The sequence below is a fragment of the Clostridium sp. UBA2485 genome (assembly GCF_002341865.1).
GTDB lineage: Bacteria > Bacillota > Clostridia > Clostridiales > Clostridiaceae > Clostridium_J.
Map to the genome: position 1 here is coordinate 20599 of NZ_DDOV01000081.1, position 20280 is coordinate 40878.

Consider the following 20280-nt stretch of genomic DNA (forward strand, 5'->3'; position numbering starts at 1 on the left):
TACAATACCCTTTGTCAACAATTAATTTAATAATTTTATTATTTATATTTTTAATAAATAATATTTAATTAGAAAATAAGAAGAATAGGTATCTTCTCACCTATTCTTCCAAGCTTTCTCTTCTTTCTTTTCTCACATAATTACCTTCTTCATTATAAAACTCAGGATTTTTCTTAGCTCCTGGCTTTCTATTTACCACTTCATCACCTGTTAAATCCTCATATTGTTTTTTCAACTGAAAGTATGCAGTTTTGCTTGAAGATGGATCAAATAGTTTTGTTACCGCCTTAAAATCATCTGCAGTCAATTTTCTAATCTTTCTTAACTCTAATAATAAGTCTATTTTTCTATCTTTTATTAAATTACGTGGTGTAAAATTTGTGCCTAATTCATCGTTAATTTCATTTATATTCAATGTCATTACTGCATAACTTACAGTTGCATCTTTAGATTTTTTAGTAACTTTACTTTGTTTCAATACATAGCCATTGTCAATATATTTCTCTTGTTTTTTATTATCTTTTTCACCATCTTTTTTTCTATTATCCTCTTCCCCATTGTATTCTTTACACTTATTTACCCAATCAATGAAAAAATCGTCTACTGGAAGTGTGGTTATCAGCTCACCCGTTTCCTGATCCACTATTCTAACTTCCTTGTTTTCTTTATCTATATCTTCCCACATTAAATTACTGGCATAAGCTCCATTTTTACCGAATACTCCATATCTTGGCATTATAACCATCATTGCTTTTATATAATTAAATCCATCTTTTAATACTAATTGTTTCATTTGATTTTGGAACTCTTCTAGCTTTACTCTCGCTGATTGCAAAGCTTTTACGTTTACAGTTTGATATACATCTTTATCGATGCCCACACATGGATTCTCTAGTATAAGACCCCTATTTACAGCCCACTCACAGTATTGTTTGATAAAATAGAACACGTTGTTTTTTGTTGCATATGAAGTTGTCGGAATTGCTTTAATTAATGTTTCTATTTCATATTGACTAAAATCATATATGTCTTTATTCTTATTCACTTCATCATAGTGAATATTGCTATTATACAGATCCCAGAGGGTGTTCATTGTATTTAATTTGAGTTTATAGACTTCATTTAAATATTTTAATTTGTTTATTTGATAAAGTGTATATTTATCTAATTCACTTTTTATCTTTTCATCATAATCTTTATTTATTTCTTTTTTATATTTTTTTGTTAAGTCTTTATATTCTTTCTCGTTTAGCTTTTCAACATTATGCCCTTTTGATTGTAAAATATCATACTCCGCTCGTTCCTGTAATTCTTCATGATCTATTCGTCCTAAATACTCTTTAATTCTCATATCTATTTCACAACCTCCTTAGCTATATTTTCAAAGTAATCATATATTTTTTTAACACTGCAATCTTTATTATTCAATTTTAGCTGTGACACTTCTTTTTCATTTAGATTGCATAAAGATTCTACTAATGGAATTATATATTTTTCATAGTCATAATTTTTTAGTATATTAGCAATTGCAATGTAACCCACAAACATATTTGCATCTAAAAAATAACTATTTTTTCTTACATCTTTAATAGTTTTAAACTCTTTATTTGCCATTAAACATTCAATAGTAGCATTTATTATTACTGCCATCTTTTCTGTTGTGTAAACTCTCTCTTGGAACTGGTTAACTTCTATATCTGTTAATTCAATTGCATCCCCTAATAACGTTCTATATGTTAATTTCTCCTCAAATTTCATTTCGTCATACGTTGCAGATAAATTTTTATCTAAAACATTAATTTTTTGTGCTAATTTAGTCGCAAACTCATCAAAATCGCTACTTTCCAATGACCTTAAATATTCTTCATCTGTATCACTTCTTTTAAACTGTTGTGCAATGAATCGCTTTGCCTGATCTTCATTAAACAAAGTAACCATAACACATAACCCTATTTCTAGATCCTCACCTGTTTCTTCTTTGTGTTTTATATATGCATTAGTCATAGCAAGAAATCTATGATATCCATCTATTATGTTACAATATGTTAACCTATTGCTACTTCTATCATAAAAAGGCTCGATAGTTAAGTCACCTATATTATCAAAGTTTTTCTTATATTTAAACTTTGGTTCTTTACCTTCCATAATTAAAACATTAAAGTATATTTCATTTGTAAAAAACTTTTTTTCAAGTATTGCGGCTTCTATATTTTTTACCGCATCATAATTAACTGAAGCTTCTCGAACTTTTAAATTATTTGTTCCAATAGTTTTATATTTTGAAGCTCTTTGAGTATTTTTATTATATGTTACTAATGAATTTTTTCTATATAAATATAGCTCTTTAGCAGTAGAATAACATTGGTATGTGAAATCATTGATTTTTTTAACATTCTTCATAAAAATCTTATTTATATTTTCATTTTCATCAGATACAATAAATGTATCAAATTCATTTAATTCTGCAGGGCTAAAATAAAGTTCAGGTTTTAAATCCTTCCACTTTAATATATCGTAACATCCTTGTGCAAATGCAATTCGCTCAATCTTCCCTAAAACCTCTGGGTTTTGTGTACCATCAAACAAGCAAGCAACCGTATTTTGACTTAGACCTTTGCTAGTGAAAAAATTGTTTAGGTATCGTTGTAGTTTTGTATTATTGATTTCTTGAACAGTTACCACTTTAAAAATATCAGATAATTTATCTTGTGTTGTCAGATTTCTTGATCCTAATGTATCTTTATTTTTTGAATTCATTCACATTGCTCCTCATCATTGATTTTATTTTTTTAATATCCTCTCTAATATTATTATAACCATTTTCTATCAGAAGTACAACAACATTAATAAAAATATTAAATAAAATTAAAAAGCCACTCTAAGGTTGAGTGACTCCTTTTATTATATTTATTTATTATATTTATTTTATTATTACTATATATGTATTTTATATTTCACTCAAAACAAATCTTTCTCCCCCTTTTGTTTCCACTCTAATCGCATAAGGTTCAAGAAATTCTAATCGTTTAATATTCTTGTATTCATATTTTTCATCATTTAAGATTTCACCAACGTCAAGTTCTAATCTTTCATTCCCCATTTTTTTTATTAGCCCGTATGGTTCATTTTCTTCTAAAAAGATTATAAAATCCATATAACTACAATTAGTAAACTCCATATAATTGTCCTCCCAATTTTTCGTTTAATTTGTTTAATATTATTTTAACACATTTTCATATCTCTGACAGAAATATTTCTGACAATTTTCTTGTATGAGAACATATGTTCCTGTCGAAAAAGATACTTTCTTATATTTTATTAGCTTTATATGCTATTCATATATTTGTAATATTTTACCCCTTTACAAAATATTTTGAATTCTATTATAATTATTCTAAAAGGAGAAAAATATGTTTAAATTGAAGATAAAAGAAAAAAGACTTGCTCAACATATCTCTCAAAAAGAATTGGCTGATTCCACCGATGTAAGTCAATCTTATCTAAGCTCATTAGAAACCGATGACAGACAAAAATCGCCAACTTTGAGAACTATAGAAAAGATTGCAGAAGGCTTAAATGTATGCCCTCTTGAACTCATTGAGTGTAACTGTTGTAAATGCAAAAATAAAGATATTGGTTGAGCATGTAGAAGGGAATGATTGTCCCTTCTATTTATTTTCTAAAAATTTAAACATTTTTCTTGGACTTCTTTTAAATCTTCTTTCCCCACATGCACATACCTCATTGTAGTTCTGATAGTGTTATGATTTAGCATTTCTTGTATCTTTACAAGACTTACGTTATTTTTTGCCATTACGTGTGCAGCGGTATGTCTTGTTTTATGAATCGTAATTTCCCCATCTTTTTCAATACCACATGCTGTACAATACTCCTTCATTTTTTTATTCATTAAATCATTCCTTTTAAAATGGTCGCCTTTGGTTGTTATAAACAAGTAATCGTGGTTTGGGTTTATTTTTGCTCTTTCTTTTAAATATTTTTCCCATGTTTCCATCACTTTTTCATTTATTGGAACTATATGATCTTTTCCATTTTTAGTTCCATAAATTTTTATATAGTTATCTATTGTAACATCATTTATTTCTATATTGCATATTTCTGAAAACCTCAATGCTGTACTAAAAGCAATTCTAAAAAATAATAAATCTCTAAGTTTTATAAATTCAAAAGTTTTTTCCTTTTGTTTAATATGTTTTAGATTCTCAATATAGGTCATCAACTTTTGGACTTCTTCTTCTGTTAAATATACGTCAAACTTATTATTTACTACTTTCTTTTTGTAGTTTTCAGTTATATCTTTAGTTAGTATATCATCTCCCATTAGTTTTTTATATAACCACCCTACAGCATAAATCATCCTATTTACAGACGCTGCACCATATCCCTTTTGGGTTAAGTGTATTTTATAAATATCCACATCACTTGGTTTTAATTTTTTTAATATGTCTAATGATGAACCGCCATACTCTTTTAATAAATATCTATGGTAATACTCTAAATCACTTCTATAATTTTTTTTAGTATTTTCGTTCTCTATTGTTTTTATATATTTATTAATTAGCTCTAACATCAGATTCACTTCCTTTATATTCATTAATTAAATTTTACCACTTATAACTAATTTAGTCAATCATTAATTTAATATTTTAAATTAATATTTTTCTAAAGATTAGATGTATTAAATACATCTAATCTAAATTTTCATCAATATCACGTAGACATATATCTATATTATTGTTCTTTATGTAAATTATTTTTTGGTCTTTTGCATTCTCTATTATTTTGTAATACATTGCATGTGACATACAGTTTATAATTATATAATCTACATTAGTTATTAAATCAGTATCAAAATTAAGAGTTTTTCTTGATACATAATTCCACTGTTTTATTTTTTCTTTTACTTTTAACTGCCAATTATCATGACCCCCAAATATAGTGCATTTGTATTCACTTAGTTTATTATAATCAACAAATATATCTTCTTTATTATATTGCTCTGTTTCCATTTCTTGCTTAGCAAACATATACTCTCTTAACCCTATTAATTCATTCTTATTAAGCTTATTCTCTTCTAGCTGCTGATTTAGCCTTCTATTTTCTCTCTCTAATCTTTTAATTTCTTCTTTTAGTCTTTCATTTTCATCTTGCAATAATAAATTACTCTTTTTACTTTCTTTTGCTTCTAAATCTGCTTTTCTAATTTCTTCATATAATTCTTCATTGAAATTTTCAAAGAAATATTCTTTTGCTTTTTTATATTCTTTAGTTAAATATCGTATTTGCATTGCAGGATATATATAATTATACAATTTCTCCTCATCAATATCATCCCAATTTTTATAAAATGTCGCATAATAATATATTAATTCTTGCAACTCTTTAGAATTTAAAAAATCATTACCAACTACTGCTGCCAAACTTATATCATGTGAATCAAATATATATCCAAATGGAGCATAAGCCTTGTCCTCTTCAGTAATTTTATCTAAATCAAGAGTTAATCCATCTTCTAGACATTTGTTATTTAGATTATGCCCACAGCTTAATGGATATATTTTAAACTTTTTCTTTATTTTTAACTCTAATTCTTGTAACTTTTTCTTCTTATTTCTGCCCAATAATGAAAGATTAATTTTTTCTTTTGTTTCATAATATGTAAATCGCTGCATTAACGATTGAATGGTATCTATATAAAATGGATCGTCCTGCACTATTTCTTTTTCCAAAAATGCTGCTAAGAAAATAAGAACTGTTATATTTCCATTGAAATCATCATCAGATATATTATCAATACCTTTATTTTTCTTAACAAAATTTTTAATAAATAATGATAATTCTATTTCATCCTTACTTTTTATATATGTTGAAGCATATTTCCATCCTTTTTCACATATTTTTATAACTCCATCTCTTACCTCTTCATCATATGCAGAAACTATTAACAGACCTAACGATTTTTTAAAGTAATATTCTTGCTGAACACTGCCCTCTTTTATAATATCATGATTATATAACCCACTATCTTTAGCAGCATTAATAAATTTCAACCTATCTACATTATATATTTTATCTATAAAAGTATATGTCCTCTCATTCATAGCAAACGCTTCTGCTAAAAAAGGCATTATATTAAATTCCATCTAACCTCACCTCTCAGATTATTATACATGATTTTACAAAAAATAAAAAAGACTAGAGAAATATAATCACCAAGTTAATGATAATTACACTCTCTAGCCTATGATGTAGTATAAATTATTTTAATATTTTTTAAATTTTCCTCCATTTAAAAGTATACCGCCTATAAAAATAATAAATGCAAATAGAGTCATGCCTCTCACCCCTTTATTTTAAATATATTGTTAATAGAGTATATAAGAATATCCCCCTATTAAAATCTTCCTGTTTTTATTTTCCTATATTTATTGTCCTCTAAATCCCAACTTATAGTTTCACTATTCTTTATCATATGTTCTTTTATGTATTCTTCTTTAAGCTCTTCCAAATTGATGTTTAGTATGTAAGATAGTCTAAATAGTTCATCCCACTGAATACTATTTCTATTTAGCTTATCACAGAAAGACTTATAATTAATATCGGCTACATTTGCCAGATCTTTTTTAAGATAACCCTTTTCTTCTCTTTTATTGTCTATAATTTTTCCTATATTCACTTATTTCACCTCTCAAAATATTTGACATATACACCAATTAATGTTAGTGTATACTTAACACTAACACAAGGTGTATTTAAATATCCTTGTATTTTTTACTAAAATTGAACCATAACATACGATGTATTTAAATATTATTATCTATAATAAATATACTTTATTATAGCAAACAGGAAGTTAGTTTAAAATCAACTTCCTGTTTATTTTTTATTTAAACAAAATACTTTGTAGATTTTCTTGTTGCCTTGCATTTAAAATATACCCATTACTTATAGATAGCTTTATTATTTCTTTTGAAATCTTATGCCACATATTTTTTAATAGTAACTCATTTCCTCTATAGAAATAATCTATAAACACTTCTTTATAACGTAATATAACCGCCTTAAACTTCCAGTTAGATATATTCATATCATTGGCTTCTCTAAAAAGATTCTTCTTTAGTTGCTTACCAAAATAAACATCATCTATTAGATCTAATAATTCACTTTTATTTTCAACAACCTTTCCATCTATTTCAATACTGTTAATCTTAGGATTGTAGTTAGGTATCACTGTAAAATCCATAATTTTAGGTTCTAAACCTTTCTCTATCCTTAAAAATAAGCCATTAAATTTTTCTTTTAGCACTTCATCATTTTTTAAATAAAATTGCTTTTTATCCGATAGATATATTATGTTTCTACCGTCTTCAATTTTATTTAACAAGAACTCGAAGAATTTTTGCTGTAATGCTGCTTCTTCTAGCTCTATTAAATATGGCATTGTATTTTTTCTTGTTTTGTTTAATAAGAAAGGTTTTTTGGAATTTAATGTAGTGTTGTTACCTGAAACTCCATATATATTTCCTTCTATATCTACATTATGTTCTACATTATTAAATACATTAGGAAATATATATTTTTCTGATTCTTTTCTATAATCTTCTATTGAAGCATTAAAAAATATCTTTAGGTAGTTATTATCTTCTTTTAATGTCAGCTTTTTTAATAAAGAAAAGATATTTTCTTTGATCCATTGTTTATTCTTGTTTATTGAATTGCTATCTGTTTTCCCGTATTGTTTTTCTAATTCTTTATAGATTAGTAATGCCCCTCTTTTATCCTTTGTCTTATATTTTAATTCTGCATTGTTTAGCATCTTATAATAATTGTCTATTATTTCTTGTGAAAGTTTGCCATTATTTATATTCTCTTTTCTAACAAAGAAGCTTAAATGGCTATTACTGTGTATAACTTTTTTACTGTCTATAGGTTTTTGCATACTTATAAGCTTAGATAAATAGTCAAGTTCTTTAAAATAATTATAATCTTCTATGTTGTAATCATTTTTATTATTTACTGTCATTTTTTTAATTATCTCACCATTATCATTAATAAGGATGTAATCTCCTTGTGTTAGCTTATAATCTTTTAAAATTAAGTTATCGCCTTGCTGTTCATATAAACCTCTAAAAATATCTAAACAATCTTTTAACATTGCTTTCACCCTTTTACCTTTATATTTTTCCTATATCTATGATTTTTACTTCTATATGCAATATATCATCAGAATCCTGCATTATTTCAAATATAAAATTAAATCCTGATGGATTATCATAGTCATACTGATAACAGAATCCATCAGATTCTAATTTTTCTCTAGTGTTGCAATCAAAAACGCTATCTGCTCTTGGAACTAACTCTAACATTTCATTGTCTAAATCTAATATTTTTATTTCTTTTCCTAAATAAGTTTCCTTCAAGTAAAGTAATACCTCTGAAGCTAATTGGTCTTGTAGGTCTTCTAGTTCGTATTCATTCATGATATTTAAGTTTAATATATTATTTCCATTCACTATTTTTCCATCTTCTATTTTGTAACTTTTAGAGTTTATAATGACTTCCTTTCCTTCTAATACATTTATAAAATTTTCTATACTTTTTCTTAACATAATTTCCCCTCCAAATCTTTATTTTTTTTTAAATTTTTTTTTAATACTTCCAATCTTTATATAAATGTGTTTCATCCTCATCTGGTATATTCCAATAAGCCCTACACTCTGGAATATGAACCATCCAGTTGTTACCTATTTTTCTAGTATTCAAAAGTCTCTCCTGCTGACAAGCTTGTTTTACTGCACTTTCTGTAATGTTTAAATCTTTTGCTACATTATCTACTATATACTTTATCCCTACCATTTCATTTATCATAAACAATGTTCTTTTTATTATAAAGCTATCTAATTTGTACTCTAGTTCTGTGAACTTTTTCTGTGGTTCTACACCAAACCTTAAATTGCATATTTCACTATTGTTTATATCCTCTTCTAACTTTAAAATAGATCCAGCTAAATAATCATTTTTACAATATTTATGTATATTCATTTTTAGGTTTTTAACTGCATCTTTATAAGTAATTGTGAGTTTACCACCTTTTAATATTCTATCCATGTCCCTATGTGTTACACATCTTAACTTCGTATGTCTTTCTACCCATCGCATACAAAGTATTTGTAACTTAACTAATTCTTTAACTAATAATTCATTTTCATTCATTATTGTAATTGCCTCCTTAACTGATAGTCGTTTACGACTATTGTATATTTATATTATATACTCGATAGCGACTATTATGCAAGAGAAAATTTGTAACAATTTTAATAATATTTCGACATTTTATAAATAAAAAACAGCCTATATTTTTAATAAGCTGCCAAATATTTATAAAATGTTTCTTTTATAAAAAGTAGCTCAGAACTACACCCTAAGCTACTTTGCATTTTTTTCTTATATATTAATTATAACTAATATATATTTACAGATGTCAAAGTTAAAATATAGAATCCAGTCTCTTGATGATATAGCTTTTCGAATTCATCAAAATATTCTTCTTTTGTATTAAACTCTTTATCTGTAAGTTCTCTTATCACTTTTGCTATTTGATTAATGTAACCTATAGATAAAGAATTCGTTTCAAACGCAAATGATGAGTCTAAATCTACATTTCTACCATAAGTTGCATCTAATAAAAATGTATCTCTTATTTTTCCATTGACCATTTTAAACTCATATTTTACTATTATATCAACCTTATATTTCTTGTCTTGATTAACTAATTTCTCAATATCATCTTCAAATTTTTCTACCTCTCTTAGTATTTTTTGACCTAGCATTAATTCCGCCATATCATTGCACCTCTTTCAATACATATCTAATTTAGGGAACTATCTCCCTTACCACGTAGTTAATATAAATCTTATAAGCGTTGTACAGGACGTAGCCCTGCAGGTGGAATCTTGCCACCCTCCATTTAGGAGCAACCTCGGAGATTATGCTTCAATTTCTGAAAATTTTTCCTCTGTGACTTTAACAAAATCTGAATTTAAAAATCCTTTTAGATCTTCTCTTATTTCATTCACCATCTTTAATTCTGGTGACACACCCTCAGTTTGATTTATTAAGCTTTCTTTTTTATCATTATACTTTTCAAGTACCTGTCTGATTTCTAAAATAAATTTCATACTTTCTTTAATTTGATTATTATTCATATTACCCCTCCATTCTTAGTTATTTTACCATACTTCCAATTCTTTTTAAAATTACAACATTTTTTAAGATTCCTCACCATTTATAAAAATTTCGTCTTTAGAATTTTCGGTGATACCTGTTATATTATAAATTTTTTCTCCTACTTTAATTTTTACTGATTTATCTAATTTTCTATAATGCAATAATTCTTCAAGCTCCCTTAACGTTACTTCCTCATTATTCATATCAAACACCCCTTATTTATCATTAATCTAAAGGTTTTATATTTATTTCAATTTTATTTTCTAATGGTTGAATAGATAGTACTGTTCTTTCAAGGTATTCACATTCTCTTAGTGGTACTTTGCTTGTGCTTAATTCTACAAACTTTTCTTTTATTACCACTTCTGTACCTATTAATCTTATTTTATTAACAATATCTTTAACTTTCATATTTTACTTTCTCCTCTTGATTAATTACTATCACTTATTATACATTATACCATGTATTAACCAATAAATTTTTACTCAAAATAGTTATAAAATTCAAATTTTATTGTGCTTTGTCTCATAACACTCACATTTTATAAAGTTATATTTATCATTTATTTTATGTTCATTGATGTTATTGAATTTTTGACATTTGTAAGTGCAATGATTCCCAACAGAAGCTACATTATACAAATTATAATATTTACATTCAAAACAATTTTTTTTGAATTTTAGATTGATATAAAATTTTATAACATTACAAAGCCCTATAACTAGCATTGACAACATTAGTACAAATGGTATAACAAATTTCCATGTAAAATACAATTTAAGAATTTTCATTTTTTCGCCTCTTCTCTATATGATTTTAATATTTATTATTATACCTTATATACTATTCAACTACCATTTTTAATCCTTCTATAAAGATTTTTTCCCTATCCCATTTATTAATGTAATTAACTTTTATGACTTCTTTTATCTTTATGTCAACAGAATCAAGTGCATGTATATTAGCCATCAACCCTGAGCTTGATTCTGTTAACACAAATTCTTTTATATTAGCCTTTATAAGTTCATCTTTGAATCTTTTAAATTCTTCTGGTTTATTCCCAATAAACACTAAGTCATTGATTACTAGCGTATTGTATTTTCTTTCTTGGGTATGAATGTACCCTCTTAATAGATAATAACTTCCTTGGTTTTCTTCCAAGCAGTTTTCTAAATACTCATTTCTATACATATTATTCCCACACTCCTTAATTATCTAATTTTATTATAAGTCTCGATAAACCACTCATTTAAATCACCAGGCATTTCGATACCCACTATTTCAAAATTTACTTTTTGATTTTCATACAGTTCTTTGAAATCCTCTTTACTCTCTAATTGATAAACTGTTACTTCAAAATTGGCATCCACAAAAGTAAATATATTGTTTAATTTATTATAAATATAAGTTTCTTCGGCTACACTTATGTATGTTATTTGCTCGGTTCTATTTAATATCATTTTTACTCAACTCCTTAAAATTTTATAAGCCACGTTTTAATCATAAGACGATTTAAGTTCTTTTTTCTTTAAAAGTCTAGTATCTTAATTCTTGTTGATTATCCTCTTCCCATTTATCTTTCATGTCACATAGCGTTTCATAAAAGTTCATCACCTCACTTGGTGACATACTTTTAATATTTTTTCTAACACCTAATGCTTTTTTTAGCCTATTAATACTTATTAGCATTTGCTCATACCAGTTCATACTCTACACCTCTTATTTAATTTTGTTTTCTAATTTAACAAATCCATCTTTTATTAATTTGTTAAATAATGTTTTTGATGTTTGATTGCCTTTTCCGAGATGTATTTCAGGATTACAAATACCTGAATTACGTATATGTTTATCTAAAAGATTATATATTTCAGTCTTGTATTTAAAGATTCTATTATTGCAACTTGATAGATAATATATTGCACTTTTGTACATGTCATCATATAAACAATTTGATTCAAATGTTATTTTTTTCTTTGTCCTCACTAACTTAAACATATTTACACTTCATCCTTTCAAATTAGCCACCTCTTAATAATTTAATATTTCAAAATAGAACTTATCTTTTATTTTATTTTATTTTGTATTTGATATGCGAAACATGAAATGTTGCTTTTAATAGGTTATAAACTGCATGACTTAGCACCTGTTTAAACCCTCTGTCACTTCAAATCAAGCTTTCATTTGTTCAAGTTCAAGTCCGTAGGTTATACCTATATCATCCTTTTCTGCTATTGCTTTTGCTTTTATTTTTGCTTCTTTTAAAGTATTTGCATATATAATATGCTGTTTTCTTTTACCCTTTTCTACATATTCCATAATATAACGTGCCTTATTCCATCCCGCCATATTCCACACCTCCTAAAGTTTACATGAAAATTGTTGTTTCAAGTGACGCAATATTTTTCAAATTATAACTATATTTAATTTAAAATAACTCTTTTATTCCATTTCTAAGTAAACTTCTACTTTTGCTTTCATTTTAACATTGTTAATACTCTTTTGTTAAAGCCATGAATGTACCCACAAATATTCACTTTTATTAGAATTGTTTATATCCTCTAATAAACTTTCCTCACTTGCATAACGCATATTAACATCATTGAAATTTATTTTACCTCCATGTTCCTTCCATTTCTCCAGAACATTCCGTTGATATAAATATAAATAAAAAGATAAATCAACTTCGTAATTTTTTATAGGAGTCACTTTATCCCTTGCATCACTCCAAAAACCTCTCTCATAGTTTGAGAAAGGGTCAACAGTGTCTTTCCCATAAAAACGTCGCTCTTTAACAACTCCTGCTTCCCAATCTATTATATATTCTGGAAATCCATCTTTTATAAAATATCCAAAAAATGTACAATTTTCTTTTTCTTCTACCTTTATTATTTCTTTTTTAGTTTTTTCTTCGCTCCATTTCATTTTTAATTCCCCTTTTAATTTATATTTTCGAAGTAATAATAACCATTTTTCTCTTTCTTTTCTAGCTCTTTTAAGCACGAATGTATCATTAATTTTTCTTTTTCGTCTTCACCTTCGTATTCATTGCTATACGGCTCAGGTATAAGCGGTAATACATCTTCTATATACCTGTATCCTAATTGAGATATAATGTTTTTAGTGCAATATTCGTATTCAGTTGTAATACAAGGCATTACAACCAATTTATTATCTTTATTCCAACACAAACCTAATAATCCATATGAGTTATCCTGAATAATTTTTTCTATTTCATCTTTTGGTATTACTATATCATTTTCTTTTATAGAATACGTTAAAGAGTATTCTATAAAAGAAAATGATTTTGCCCAATTTGGAATAGAGTTTCCTTTTGTATTTCTATTTACTATAGATATATCTATAGGTGCAACTGATTTCTTTAATAATTCTTTTATGATAAATTTCCAACAATGATCTTCTTTATTTTTACTAGATTCTATATATATAAAACTAAAGTAGGTACAAATATCTTCAATTATTCTAGCAGCAGTTTCACTATCTGTAGATTTGAGATATAATTCCAATTCTTTTTTGTCCTTTTTAAACATTTGCTCCAATTGATAACTATATAATCTTTTCATTTTAATACCCCCTGAATTTTAAATAAAATACATTTTTTATAGTAAAGTTATAAATATTATTATCTTTAATTTATTAATTCTATTTCATTAGTTATTAAATTCTTTTTATATCCATGTTTTCCCCAACCTTGTTTTAAGCACCATTTTTCTGCTAGTTCTTTAGTGTTACAAGTTCTTATTTTTTCAATCATTGGTTGTTTTCCTCTTATGTATGTTCCTTTTTTTATCTCAATTTTTCTTTGACCATATATATTTTTATGACTTGATTCATAAAAGAAAACTAATTCCACATCATTCATTTTCAATGCTCCTATTTTATAATTATTTCATGTTAAAATCATGCTTTTAATTTAATAATTTAATATTTTTCCCTTAAATGCTCCTTATAATCTTCGTCAACATCTAATGTCAATATAAATTTTTTTATCTCTTTTAATGCTTGCTCTCTCTTTTGTTGCTTAATTATATATTCTTCATTTTTCTGGCATATATTGTATTGAGATATTTCCACTTTAGAGAAATTAGGACAATAATTTAACTCTTGACCACAGGCAAACTTTCTACTTTCCCACCTTCCACCATGAGCATGTGTTCTATAACCCATTTCATTTCTTGCTGCTTGAACTCTTTCCTCTATTATTACATTACATCCACACATAGGACATTTATTTTCTTTTATATATTCTAAATCCATTTTAATTCTCCTTAATTCATTTAAATTTTAATTAATTGTTTTGTTATCTTATTCTTGCCTACAATCGCTACAACATTGATAATCGTCTATTACTTCCCCATATCTAAGTAATTTTCCACATTTCTTACAATTTACGTCTGATATTATATCATTGTTATCTTCATAAATAATGTTAATTCCGTTTATAATGGAAACTATTTTTGCATCTTTAGCATTTATTATATCAGTTTCAAATGAATATAAATCCTCATCACAGTTATTACATTGAAATGGATATTCCTCTAATTCTGATTTTGTAACCTTATGACCACATTTTTTACATACTCTTTCTAACATTTTTCTAACCTCCTATATTTTAAATAACTGCTCTTTTATTTATCTATTTTTCCCATTCGACTGTATCATAAGTAAAACTAAATTTTTTCCCTTTATTACTTTTTCTATAGGTGTCCTCTACTATTATGTCATTTTCATCTGTCGCAATATAAAAATCTACATAGCCGTTTTTGAACTGATTTTTATCAAAAGATTCTTTAAAATAATACCATCTTTCCTCTTCTTCAATCCATATCATTATATACTTTTTTAACATTTCAAACCCTCCTAAATATTGAATATACAATCTTTATTTACATATACCCATGCGTTACTATCTCCATCAATCATATCAATGCTAACTAGAAAACTATTTTTTTCTACGTCTACTATAGTACCCTGTGAACTGACTTTGATATCTTGATCCCCATATTTTATATTCCCTGAAATTCTAACTCTTTCATTTATTTCAAACATCTTTAAACCCTCCTAATCTAAACTATCTAAAGGAATAATAGACTTCCAATTATTCTTTTTTTGTGTTACTATCAAACTTTTATTTGTAAGTTTCCATTGTAAAATTTCAGCTCCGTTATGTCTCATATTCTCTATGTATTTTTTACATTTGTAAATCACATTGTTTTCACCATCTGCACTATAGTAATCAATAATAATTTTCTCTAACTCTACATAGTAATCATGATTATTTTTCTTGTTAATTATCTCAGCATATGCTTCATCTATACTATAGCTGTATCTAATTATTTCATTCAAGAATTTTATTTGTTTTGATGTCATGTTGTCCTCCAAAATCTTAAATATACAATCTTTATTGCGTTATATATCTGTTATTAGCACTTTAAATTTACTTACATATAAGCACTCTATAAACCGTTTAGAAGTTCCTTTTATAATATCACCTAATTTATATTTACATGAAAAATTATATTTGTACTTCTTTCCAGTAAATTTATCTGTAACTTCAAATTCCTTGTATTCTATCCACGATCCATTATTATATACTTTTTTATTTACTTCTTTAACAATATCATCATTTATAAAATTCTTTGTAAAATAATATTCAACATTAGATTTTATCTTCGCTCTTTTACTAGAATTTGATAGTTTTTTAAATTTTTCACTCATAATACTTCCTCCAAAATCTTAATAAAACTATTATTTTATTTATTTTCATCATCATACCAACAACCATCATCACAATTACATTTTTCTTCTTTTCCACATTTTGCAGGGTCATGGATGCAATCATCATACCCATGAGGACATGATGGCACGTAACCTCTATCTCGAAAATAATCTTGTAGCTCTGCTTTTGGATTATGCTTACACTCTTTACAGTGTCTATCTTTCATAGTACATCTTAATTCATATTTACAGCTCATAAGCTACCTCCTGAATTATTCTAACCTATTCCACAGTTGCACTGCTAAAAAGTCGTTTATCGTAATTGAAGATACTTTCCAGTTTCCTTGCTTATAGTCATCCCATTCTATTATATTTTTATAATGATTATATCTATAATATCTTTCTCCAAATTCCACTGTTCCGCCATTTAGTAGCTCTATTAAAGCTTCTTTACCACTCATTTTTTTCACCTACTATAATAAATTTTTCCTATTCTCTGCATTTGTACAGGCTTAAAACTGTTATATTCATTTTGATATAGCTACATTATAGGAAAGGGAATTTAAATTCCCTTTTTAATTATATTTATTTAATATTTAATAATTTATGTAATCTTTTCAACCCGTCTATTGTGCCTATAACATTATTTTTCTTACATATTCCCATATATAAATTTAATATTTCTATAGACATGACTAAATTCCTCCTAACTATTTAATAATTTTAATTATTTTTTCTTTAAATTGCTTTTATATAAAATCTACTTCATCTTTGTATTCCATTTTTTCCTCTGTAAAACAATTGTATAAATCTTCCTCCGTTACTTGTAATATTTTTGCCAAAATCGGCACAGGTATTGCAAAATTATTATCTAAATAATTTAATGTTATTAGATCATAGTAGTAATTATCTTCTTGGCTAGTATTACTATTTTTTAGATATTTAAATTCCTGTTGTTCGTCTATTTGTGAATACATTAACCACATTACGTTTTTAGGTACGTAATATTTATCCTCTGTACTCTTAAATTGTGAAATTGAATCTTCTATAAAATTAGATATTACACAGTGCTGCTCTTTTAATATCTGATTAAAGTTACAAACTTTTATTACTGTACCAGTAGTTCTATAAGATAAATTTAGCTTTAATCTTAGTGTATCCGCGATAAGCATATATGTTTTATATTGAATACTGTTTTTATTTTTACCATACTTATCTAAAACATTTTCTTCGAATTTTTCTAAGTCTTCTTTTCCATTGTAGTGACAACCTTCTGCAAATTGGATATTGGGTTCGCCTTCTAAGTCTATATAATATTTAACCCATTTGTGATTAGAAAAGTTTTTTAATTTTTTTGCAAATAAAATATCTTGTAAATCTATAAAATTAACCTTTGTTTTTTCCTCAGATAGTTTGTTAGGATTTTCATAGCGTATGGTTTCGTCTTCAATCCAATACGCTATTTCACTTTCATATTTAACTGGAACATCGGTTCTTTGAGGCTCGTAATCTCCTTCACACGCAGTATCTAAATACTGTCTTAATAGTGTACTTTCCTCAACATATAGTGCGTCATCGTTGCATATAATAAAGCATTGCCCTTCCTTAAAATCTTTTAATATATTTATATTCTCTAACATAGCTAAAATCCTCCTAATTATTTAATAATTTTAATATTATTTTTTAAACCTTTATTTTTTATTAAGCAAATCGGCTTTGCTCCTGCTTTAAAATATGTGGGCTGTTATGCTACAATTAATCAAAATTAGCTTTTAATTTATCATAAACACTGTCTTTTTTCTCTACTAATTGAAGTAATTTTTCTTTGTTCTCTTCTGTTTTATCTTTCTCAAACACATCAAAGAATTCCAACATTTCTTTATGTGCATTTTGATATTCTATATTCTGTAATAGCACCTTTTCAAAGTCTATTTCTTTCCTAACTATGTTATCTATATCACACTCTTTTACAATCCTTTTTATTTCTGTATCTTTGAATATTCTATTTTCTTTTAGTTCTATTTTAGCAAGTTCTTTTAAGACATTTCCTGTTTTTATAGCCTTATTCATTTCATTCAATTGATTATTATTCATATTAATTACCTCCAACTACTAAATACTTGTTAAATTCTATTTCTTTATTCTTCGCATAAGATACAACGTCTTTATAATCTCCATATTCCTTATATTGATGATAAAATAATATTAATTCATTTATCCATTTAGCTTTATTTTCTTTGTCACTTAAAAATTGATCTAGTGTTAAGTTACCATAAACAATATCAAATATTATGCTCCATTGTTCAAAGGATAGATAATCTTTTATTAGACTCCTTATTGGGTATTGTATTAATATTTTATTATTATCTTTTAATTCATAATTTTCGGCTTCAAATGCAAATCTACTTTTGTTTAATGTTTCATCTTCATTTAAATATTCATCTTTAAATTCATATTCAGTATATACATTAAAATTTTCTATTTTTCCAAAATGCTTTTGTGTAAAATCTAAGAATATATTGAAACTTTTGCTTATTAACTCACTTCTTTTTAACATGCTTTCATAAAACTCATTATTTATTTCTAAAACTCTTTCAAAATAGCCTTGGTCTAAATTTCTTTTACTCATAACTAAAACAACTCCCTTTTATTTATGTATTTATTTATATAAATTTTATTAACTAAAACTAATCTGTAAACAATATACCTCTTTTCAAGTTTCCACTCATAAATGATGCCATATTACTTATCCAAACTGTACCTCTTGGAGCTGTTAAACAACTGTCTAATACTTCCCATCCTTTTGGAATTGTTTTATACATATCAATATTGTTTTTTATTGCATACTCTTTTATTTTCTTGTTTTTTTCTTGTGTTGCTGTTAACCCTTTAGCATTTGAAAATAGTCTATAAACTTCATTAATTAGCTTTTCTTTATTTTCCTCAGTAGCTTCAAACATCCAATCAAAATTTATGACATTTTTTCCATTTTCTCTTTTAGTTTGTGGGTTATACATGCCGTAACTATTACCTTCAGTATCTTTGACATATGTTTCAATACCCCAATAAGTTTCTAACACTCTATCAATATGACCGTTTTTGTGCCATAATTTAGGTAATGATTTTTTATTTTCTTTCCAATCTTCGCACTTGTCTAATTCAATTATTAATTTTTCTCCTTTCCTGTTTGTATCTGTAAATGTATAAAACCATCTTGTTTCCGCCATTTGTTCAATTATATATTCTTTTTTCATGTTAAACATCCTCACTTTTAATTATTTTTAATATTATAATAAATTAGTTATTTTATTTACTGATTATTCTTCATCTTCTCCGCATCCATAGCAAGGACACTCTGAACAACTCCCCTTAGTACATTGAATTTCAAATCCTACAACATCAAACGTTCTTTCAAAACAATCATTACATTCACTATGACCACAACAATAATTACACGACTTTGAATTTCTACTCATTTCTAACCCTCCATTTATTAATTATAAATTTTAACATCAATTATTAATTTAATAATTTAATAGCTCATGTTAAAATTTATGTTTTATAACGAAGGCTATAGGTTTCAATTTTTCCTATAGCCTTTATATCCACATTACCAATCATAGTTTGTTGCTAGTTTCAAGCAGTTCTCCAATACTACATAACCTTCACTTTTAGTGTATTTAATTAAACTATCAATGTTATAGTTTTGAATAACTTCTTTAATATAATTTATATAATTTTCATTTGTCGTTGCTTCATAATGCCTTATATTATTTTGCATCATATAATCACAAGTCACATCTGCGAAACGTTCAAAGTTATCATTAACATTGAATTTTTCTCCATACCTATGAGAATAAATCAAATCCTTATTATCCTTTAAATCTTCATATGTCCATTTGTGAAGTAATGAGTGTGTCACTTCTTTAGTGTCTTTCATTATTTCTTTTCTCCATGTCTCTTTAAAGTTATAACCATCGAAAATAAAGAATATATTAGTTTCTAGTAATACAAGCCTATCAATTCTTTTGGCTCTTGGACGTTGAATGTAGATATATAAAGCATTTTCATATTGTGCATATTTTGAGTAATAAAAACCTCTTACTACACCTTTATATAAAGTTGGCACTAAATCCCCAGCGTTTAAAACTGCAACCTTTTGACCTATTGTAATATTTATTTTTTTCATAATTCCAAAACCTCCATTTATTTTTATTAAATCTTTATATCAATTATTAATTTTCCTAATAACTCATATAAAGATTTAAGACTACAGTTATTTTTTTCTGTAGTCT

The 20280-nt window shown here is 26.1% G+C and carries 36 protein-coding genes; 1 reads left to right on the forward strand and 35 read right to left on the reverse strand.

The window, feature by feature from the left end; genetic code table 11:
• Window positions 1-100 precede the first annotated feature (100 nt).
• From B3603_RS16225 to B3603_RS16235, 3 genes are all read right to left on the reverse strand, one after another.
• The gene (locus B3603_RS16225; protein WP_291566822.1) at window positions 101-1351 is read right to left on the reverse strand and encodes a hypothetical protein; all 1251 of its coding nucleotides are present in this window, start codon (window positions 1349-1351) and stop codon (window positions 101-103) included.
• 2 nt (window positions 1352-1353) lie between these two features.
• The gene (locus tag B3603_RS16230) at window positions 1354-2757 is read right to left on the reverse strand and encodes a hypothetical protein (protein WP_291566824.1); all 1404 of its coding nucleotides are present in this window, start codon (window positions 2755-2757) and stop codon (window positions 1354-1356) included.
• A 190-nt stretch (window positions 2758-2947) separates the two neighbouring features.
• On the reverse strand, window positions 2948-3178 hold the full coding sequence (locus tag B3603_RS16235; RefSeq protein WP_291566826.1) for a hypothetical protein: 231 nt from the start codon (window positions 3176-3178) through the stop codon (window positions 2948-2950).
• A gap of 232 nt (window positions 3179-3410) precedes the next feature.
• Here B3603_RS16235 and B3603_RS16240 point away from each other — a divergent pair, with 232 nt between their 5' ends.
• Complete coding sequence (locus B3603_RS16240) at window positions 3411-3641, forward strand: helix-turn-helix domain-containing protein (protein WP_291566827.1); 231 nt, start codon at window positions 3411-3413, stop codon at window positions 3639-3641.
• 38 nt (window positions 3642-3679) lie between these two features.
• Here the strand turns inward: B3603_RS16240 and B3603_RS16245 are convergent, their stop codons facing one another.
• The 32 genes from B3603_RS16245 to B3603_RS16400 form a co-directional block, all read right to left on the reverse strand.
• Window positions 3680-4591 (reverse strand): tyrosine-type recombinase/integrase, encoded by a 912-nt coding sequence (locus B3603_RS16245; protein WP_291566829.1) that lies wholly within the window; start codon window positions 4589-4591, stop codon window positions 3680-3682.
• Between the two features lie 118 nt (window positions 4592-4709).
• Window positions 4710-6164, reverse strand: a complete 1455-nt coding sequence (locus B3603_RS16250; RefSeq protein WP_291566832.1) for a hypothetical protein — start codon at window positions 6162-6164, stop codon at window positions 4710-4712.
• Window positions 6165-6415: 251 nt separating this feature from the next.
• Entirely contained in the window at window positions 6416-6697 is a 282-nt protein-coding gene (locus B3603_RS16255) for a hypothetical protein (RefSeq protein ID WP_291566834.1), read from the reverse strand.
• Between the two features lie 207 nt (window positions 6698-6904).
• Window positions 6905-8176 carry a CRISPR-associated protein Cse4 gene (locus B3603_RS16260; RefSeq protein WP_291566836.1) on the reverse strand — a complete coding sequence of 424 codons (1272 nt, stop codon included), beginning with the start codon at window positions 8174-8176 and terminating at the stop codon, window positions 6905-6907.
• Between the two features lie 19 nt (window positions 8177-8195).
• Window positions 8196-8630 (reverse strand): hypothetical protein, encoded by a 435-nt coding sequence (locus B3603_RS16265; protein WP_291566837.1) that lies wholly within the window; start codon window positions 8628-8630, stop codon window positions 8196-8198.
• Between the two features lie 40 nt (window positions 8631-8670).
• Window positions 8671-9234 (reverse strand): hypothetical protein, encoded by a 564-nt coding sequence (locus B3603_RS16270; RefSeq protein ID WP_291566839.1) that lies wholly within the window; start codon window positions 9232-9234, stop codon window positions 8671-8673.
• Window positions 9235-9482: 248 nt separating this feature from the next.
• Complete coding sequence (locus B3603_RS16275; RefSeq protein WP_291566840.1) at window positions 9483-9863, reverse strand: hypothetical protein; 381 nt, start codon at window positions 9861-9863, stop codon at window positions 9483-9485.
• 144 nt (window positions 9864-10007) lie between these two features.
• On the reverse strand, window positions 10008-10226 hold the full coding sequence (locus tag B3603_RS16280) for a hypothetical protein (protein ID WP_291566842.1): 219 nt from the start codon (window positions 10224-10226) through the stop codon (window positions 10008-10010).
• 63 nt (window positions 10227-10289) lie between these two features.
• On the reverse strand, window positions 10290-10451 hold the full coding sequence (locus tag B3603_RS16285) for a hypothetical protein (protein ID WP_291566844.1): 162 nt from the start codon (window positions 10449-10451) through the stop codon (window positions 10290-10292).
• 22 nt (window positions 10452-10473) lie between these two features.
• A complete protein-coding gene (locus B3603_RS16290; RefSeq protein ID WP_291566846.1) occupies window positions 10474-10659 on the reverse strand; it encodes a hypothetical protein in 186 nt (61 codons plus the stop codon).
• 433 nt (window positions 10660-11092) lie between these two features.
• Window positions 11093-11440: a hypothetical protein gene (locus B3603_RS16295; RefSeq protein ID WP_291566848.1), complete on the reverse strand. Its 348-nt coding sequence runs from the start codon at window positions 11438-11440 to the stop codon at window positions 11093-11095.
• Between the two features lie 20 nt (window positions 11441-11460).
• On the reverse strand, window positions 11461-11709 hold the full coding sequence (locus B3603_RS16300) for a hypothetical protein (protein WP_291566850.1): 249 nt from the start codon (window positions 11707-11709) through the stop codon (window positions 11461-11463).
• Window positions 11710-11785: 76 nt separating this feature from the next.
• Window positions 11786-11956, reverse strand: coding sequence for a hypothetical protein (locus tag B3603_RS16305; RefSeq protein WP_291566852.1), 171 nt, complete (start codon window positions 11954-11956; stop codon window positions 11786-11788).
• A gap of 12 nt (window positions 11957-11968) precedes the next feature.
• Entirely contained in the window at window positions 11969-12244 is a 276-nt protein-coding gene (locus B3603_RS16310) for a hypothetical protein (protein ID WP_291566854.1), read from the reverse strand.
• A 174-nt stretch (window positions 12245-12418) separates the two neighbouring features.
• Window positions 12419-12595, reverse strand: a complete 177-nt coding sequence (locus B3603_RS16315; RefSeq protein ID WP_291566856.1) for a hypothetical protein — start codon at window positions 12593-12595, stop codon at window positions 12419-12421.
• 156 nt (window positions 12596-12751) lie between these two features.
• Window positions 12752-13171, reverse strand: coding sequence for a hypothetical protein (locus tag B3603_RS16320; RefSeq protein WP_291566858.1), 420 nt, complete (start codon window positions 13169-13171; stop codon window positions 12752-12754).
• A 14-nt stretch (window positions 13172-13185) separates the two neighbouring features.
• Window positions 13186-13830, reverse strand: a complete 645-nt coding sequence (locus tag B3603_RS16325; protein WP_291566860.1) for a hypothetical protein — start codon at window positions 13828-13830, stop codon at window positions 13186-13188.
• Window positions 13831-13895: 65 nt separating this feature from the next.
• On the reverse strand, window positions 13896-14129 hold the full coding sequence (locus tag B3603_RS16330; RefSeq protein ID WP_291566862.1) for a hypothetical protein: 234 nt from the start codon (window positions 14127-14129) through the stop codon (window positions 13896-13898).
• Between the two features lie 59 nt (window positions 14130-14188).
• Window positions 14189-14524, reverse strand: coding sequence for a hypothetical protein (locus B3603_RS16335; RefSeq protein ID WP_291566864.1), 336 nt, complete (start codon window positions 14522-14524; stop codon window positions 14189-14191).
• Window positions 14525-14572: 48 nt separating this feature from the next.
• On the reverse strand, window positions 14573-14860 hold the full coding sequence (locus tag B3603_RS16340; RefSeq protein ID WP_291566866.1) for a hypothetical protein: 288 nt from the start codon (window positions 14858-14860) through the stop codon (window positions 14573-14575).
• Between the two features lie 43 nt (window positions 14861-14903).
• Window positions 14904-15116 (reverse strand): hypothetical protein, encoded by a 213-nt coding sequence (locus B3603_RS16345; protein WP_291566868.1) that lies wholly within the window; start codon window positions 15114-15116, stop codon window positions 14904-14906.
• A gap of 11 nt (window positions 15117-15127) precedes the next feature.
• Entirely contained in the window at window positions 15128-15316 is a 189-nt protein-coding gene (locus B3603_RS16350) for a hypothetical protein (protein WP_291566870.1), read from the reverse strand.
• Window positions 15317-15328: 12 nt separating this feature from the next.
• On the reverse strand, window positions 15329-15637 hold the full coding sequence (locus B3603_RS16355) for a hypothetical protein (RefSeq protein ID WP_291566872.1): 309 nt from the start codon (window positions 15635-15637) through the stop codon (window positions 15329-15331).
• A 39-nt stretch (window positions 15638-15676) separates the two neighbouring features.
• The gene (locus B3603_RS16360; protein WP_291566874.1) at window positions 15677-15985 is read right to left on the reverse strand and encodes a hypothetical protein; all 309 of its coding nucleotides are present in this window, start codon (window positions 15983-15985) and stop codon (window positions 15677-15679) included.
• Window positions 15986-16020: 35 nt separating this feature from the next.
• Window positions 16021-16242, reverse strand: coding sequence for a hypothetical protein (locus tag B3603_RS16365; protein ID WP_291566877.1), 222 nt, complete (start codon window positions 16240-16242; stop codon window positions 16021-16023).
• A gap of 15 nt (window positions 16243-16257) precedes the next feature.
• Complete coding sequence (locus B3603_RS16370; RefSeq protein ID WP_291566879.1) at window positions 16258-16446, reverse strand: hypothetical protein; 189 nt, start codon at window positions 16444-16446, stop codon at window positions 16258-16260.
• A 288-nt stretch (window positions 16447-16734) separates the two neighbouring features.
• Window positions 16735-17625 carry a hypothetical protein gene (locus tag B3603_RS16375; RefSeq protein WP_291566881.1) on the reverse strand — a complete coding sequence of 297 codons (891 nt, stop codon included), beginning with the start codon at window positions 17623-17625 and terminating at the stop codon, window positions 16735-16737.
• A 115-nt stretch (window positions 17626-17740) separates the two neighbouring features.
• A complete protein-coding gene (locus tag B3603_RS16380; RefSeq protein WP_291566883.1) occupies window positions 17741-18079 on the reverse strand; it encodes a hypothetical protein in 339 nt (112 codons plus the stop codon).
• A gap of 1 nt (window position 18080) precedes the next feature.
• Window positions 18081-18614, reverse strand: coding sequence for a hypothetical protein (locus tag B3603_RS16385; protein ID WP_291566885.1), 534 nt, complete (start codon window positions 18612-18614; stop codon window positions 18081-18083).
• A 58-nt stretch (window positions 18615-18672) separates the two neighbouring features.
• Window positions 18673-19239 (reverse strand): hypothetical protein, encoded by a 567-nt coding sequence (locus tag B3603_RS16390; protein WP_291566887.1) that lies wholly within the window; start codon window positions 19237-19239, stop codon window positions 18673-18675.
• Between the two features lie 63 nt (window positions 19240-19302).
• Window positions 19303-19461 (reverse strand): hypothetical protein, encoded by a 159-nt coding sequence (locus B3603_RS16395; RefSeq protein WP_291566889.1) that lies wholly within the window; start codon window positions 19459-19461, stop codon window positions 19303-19305.
• Window positions 19462-19595: 134 nt separating this feature from the next.
• Window positions 19596-20174 (reverse strand): hypothetical protein, encoded by a 579-nt coding sequence (locus B3603_RS16400; RefSeq protein ID WP_291566892.1) that lies wholly within the window; start codon window positions 20172-20174, stop codon window positions 19596-19598.
• Between the last annotated feature and the right edge of the window lie 106 nt (window positions 20175-20280).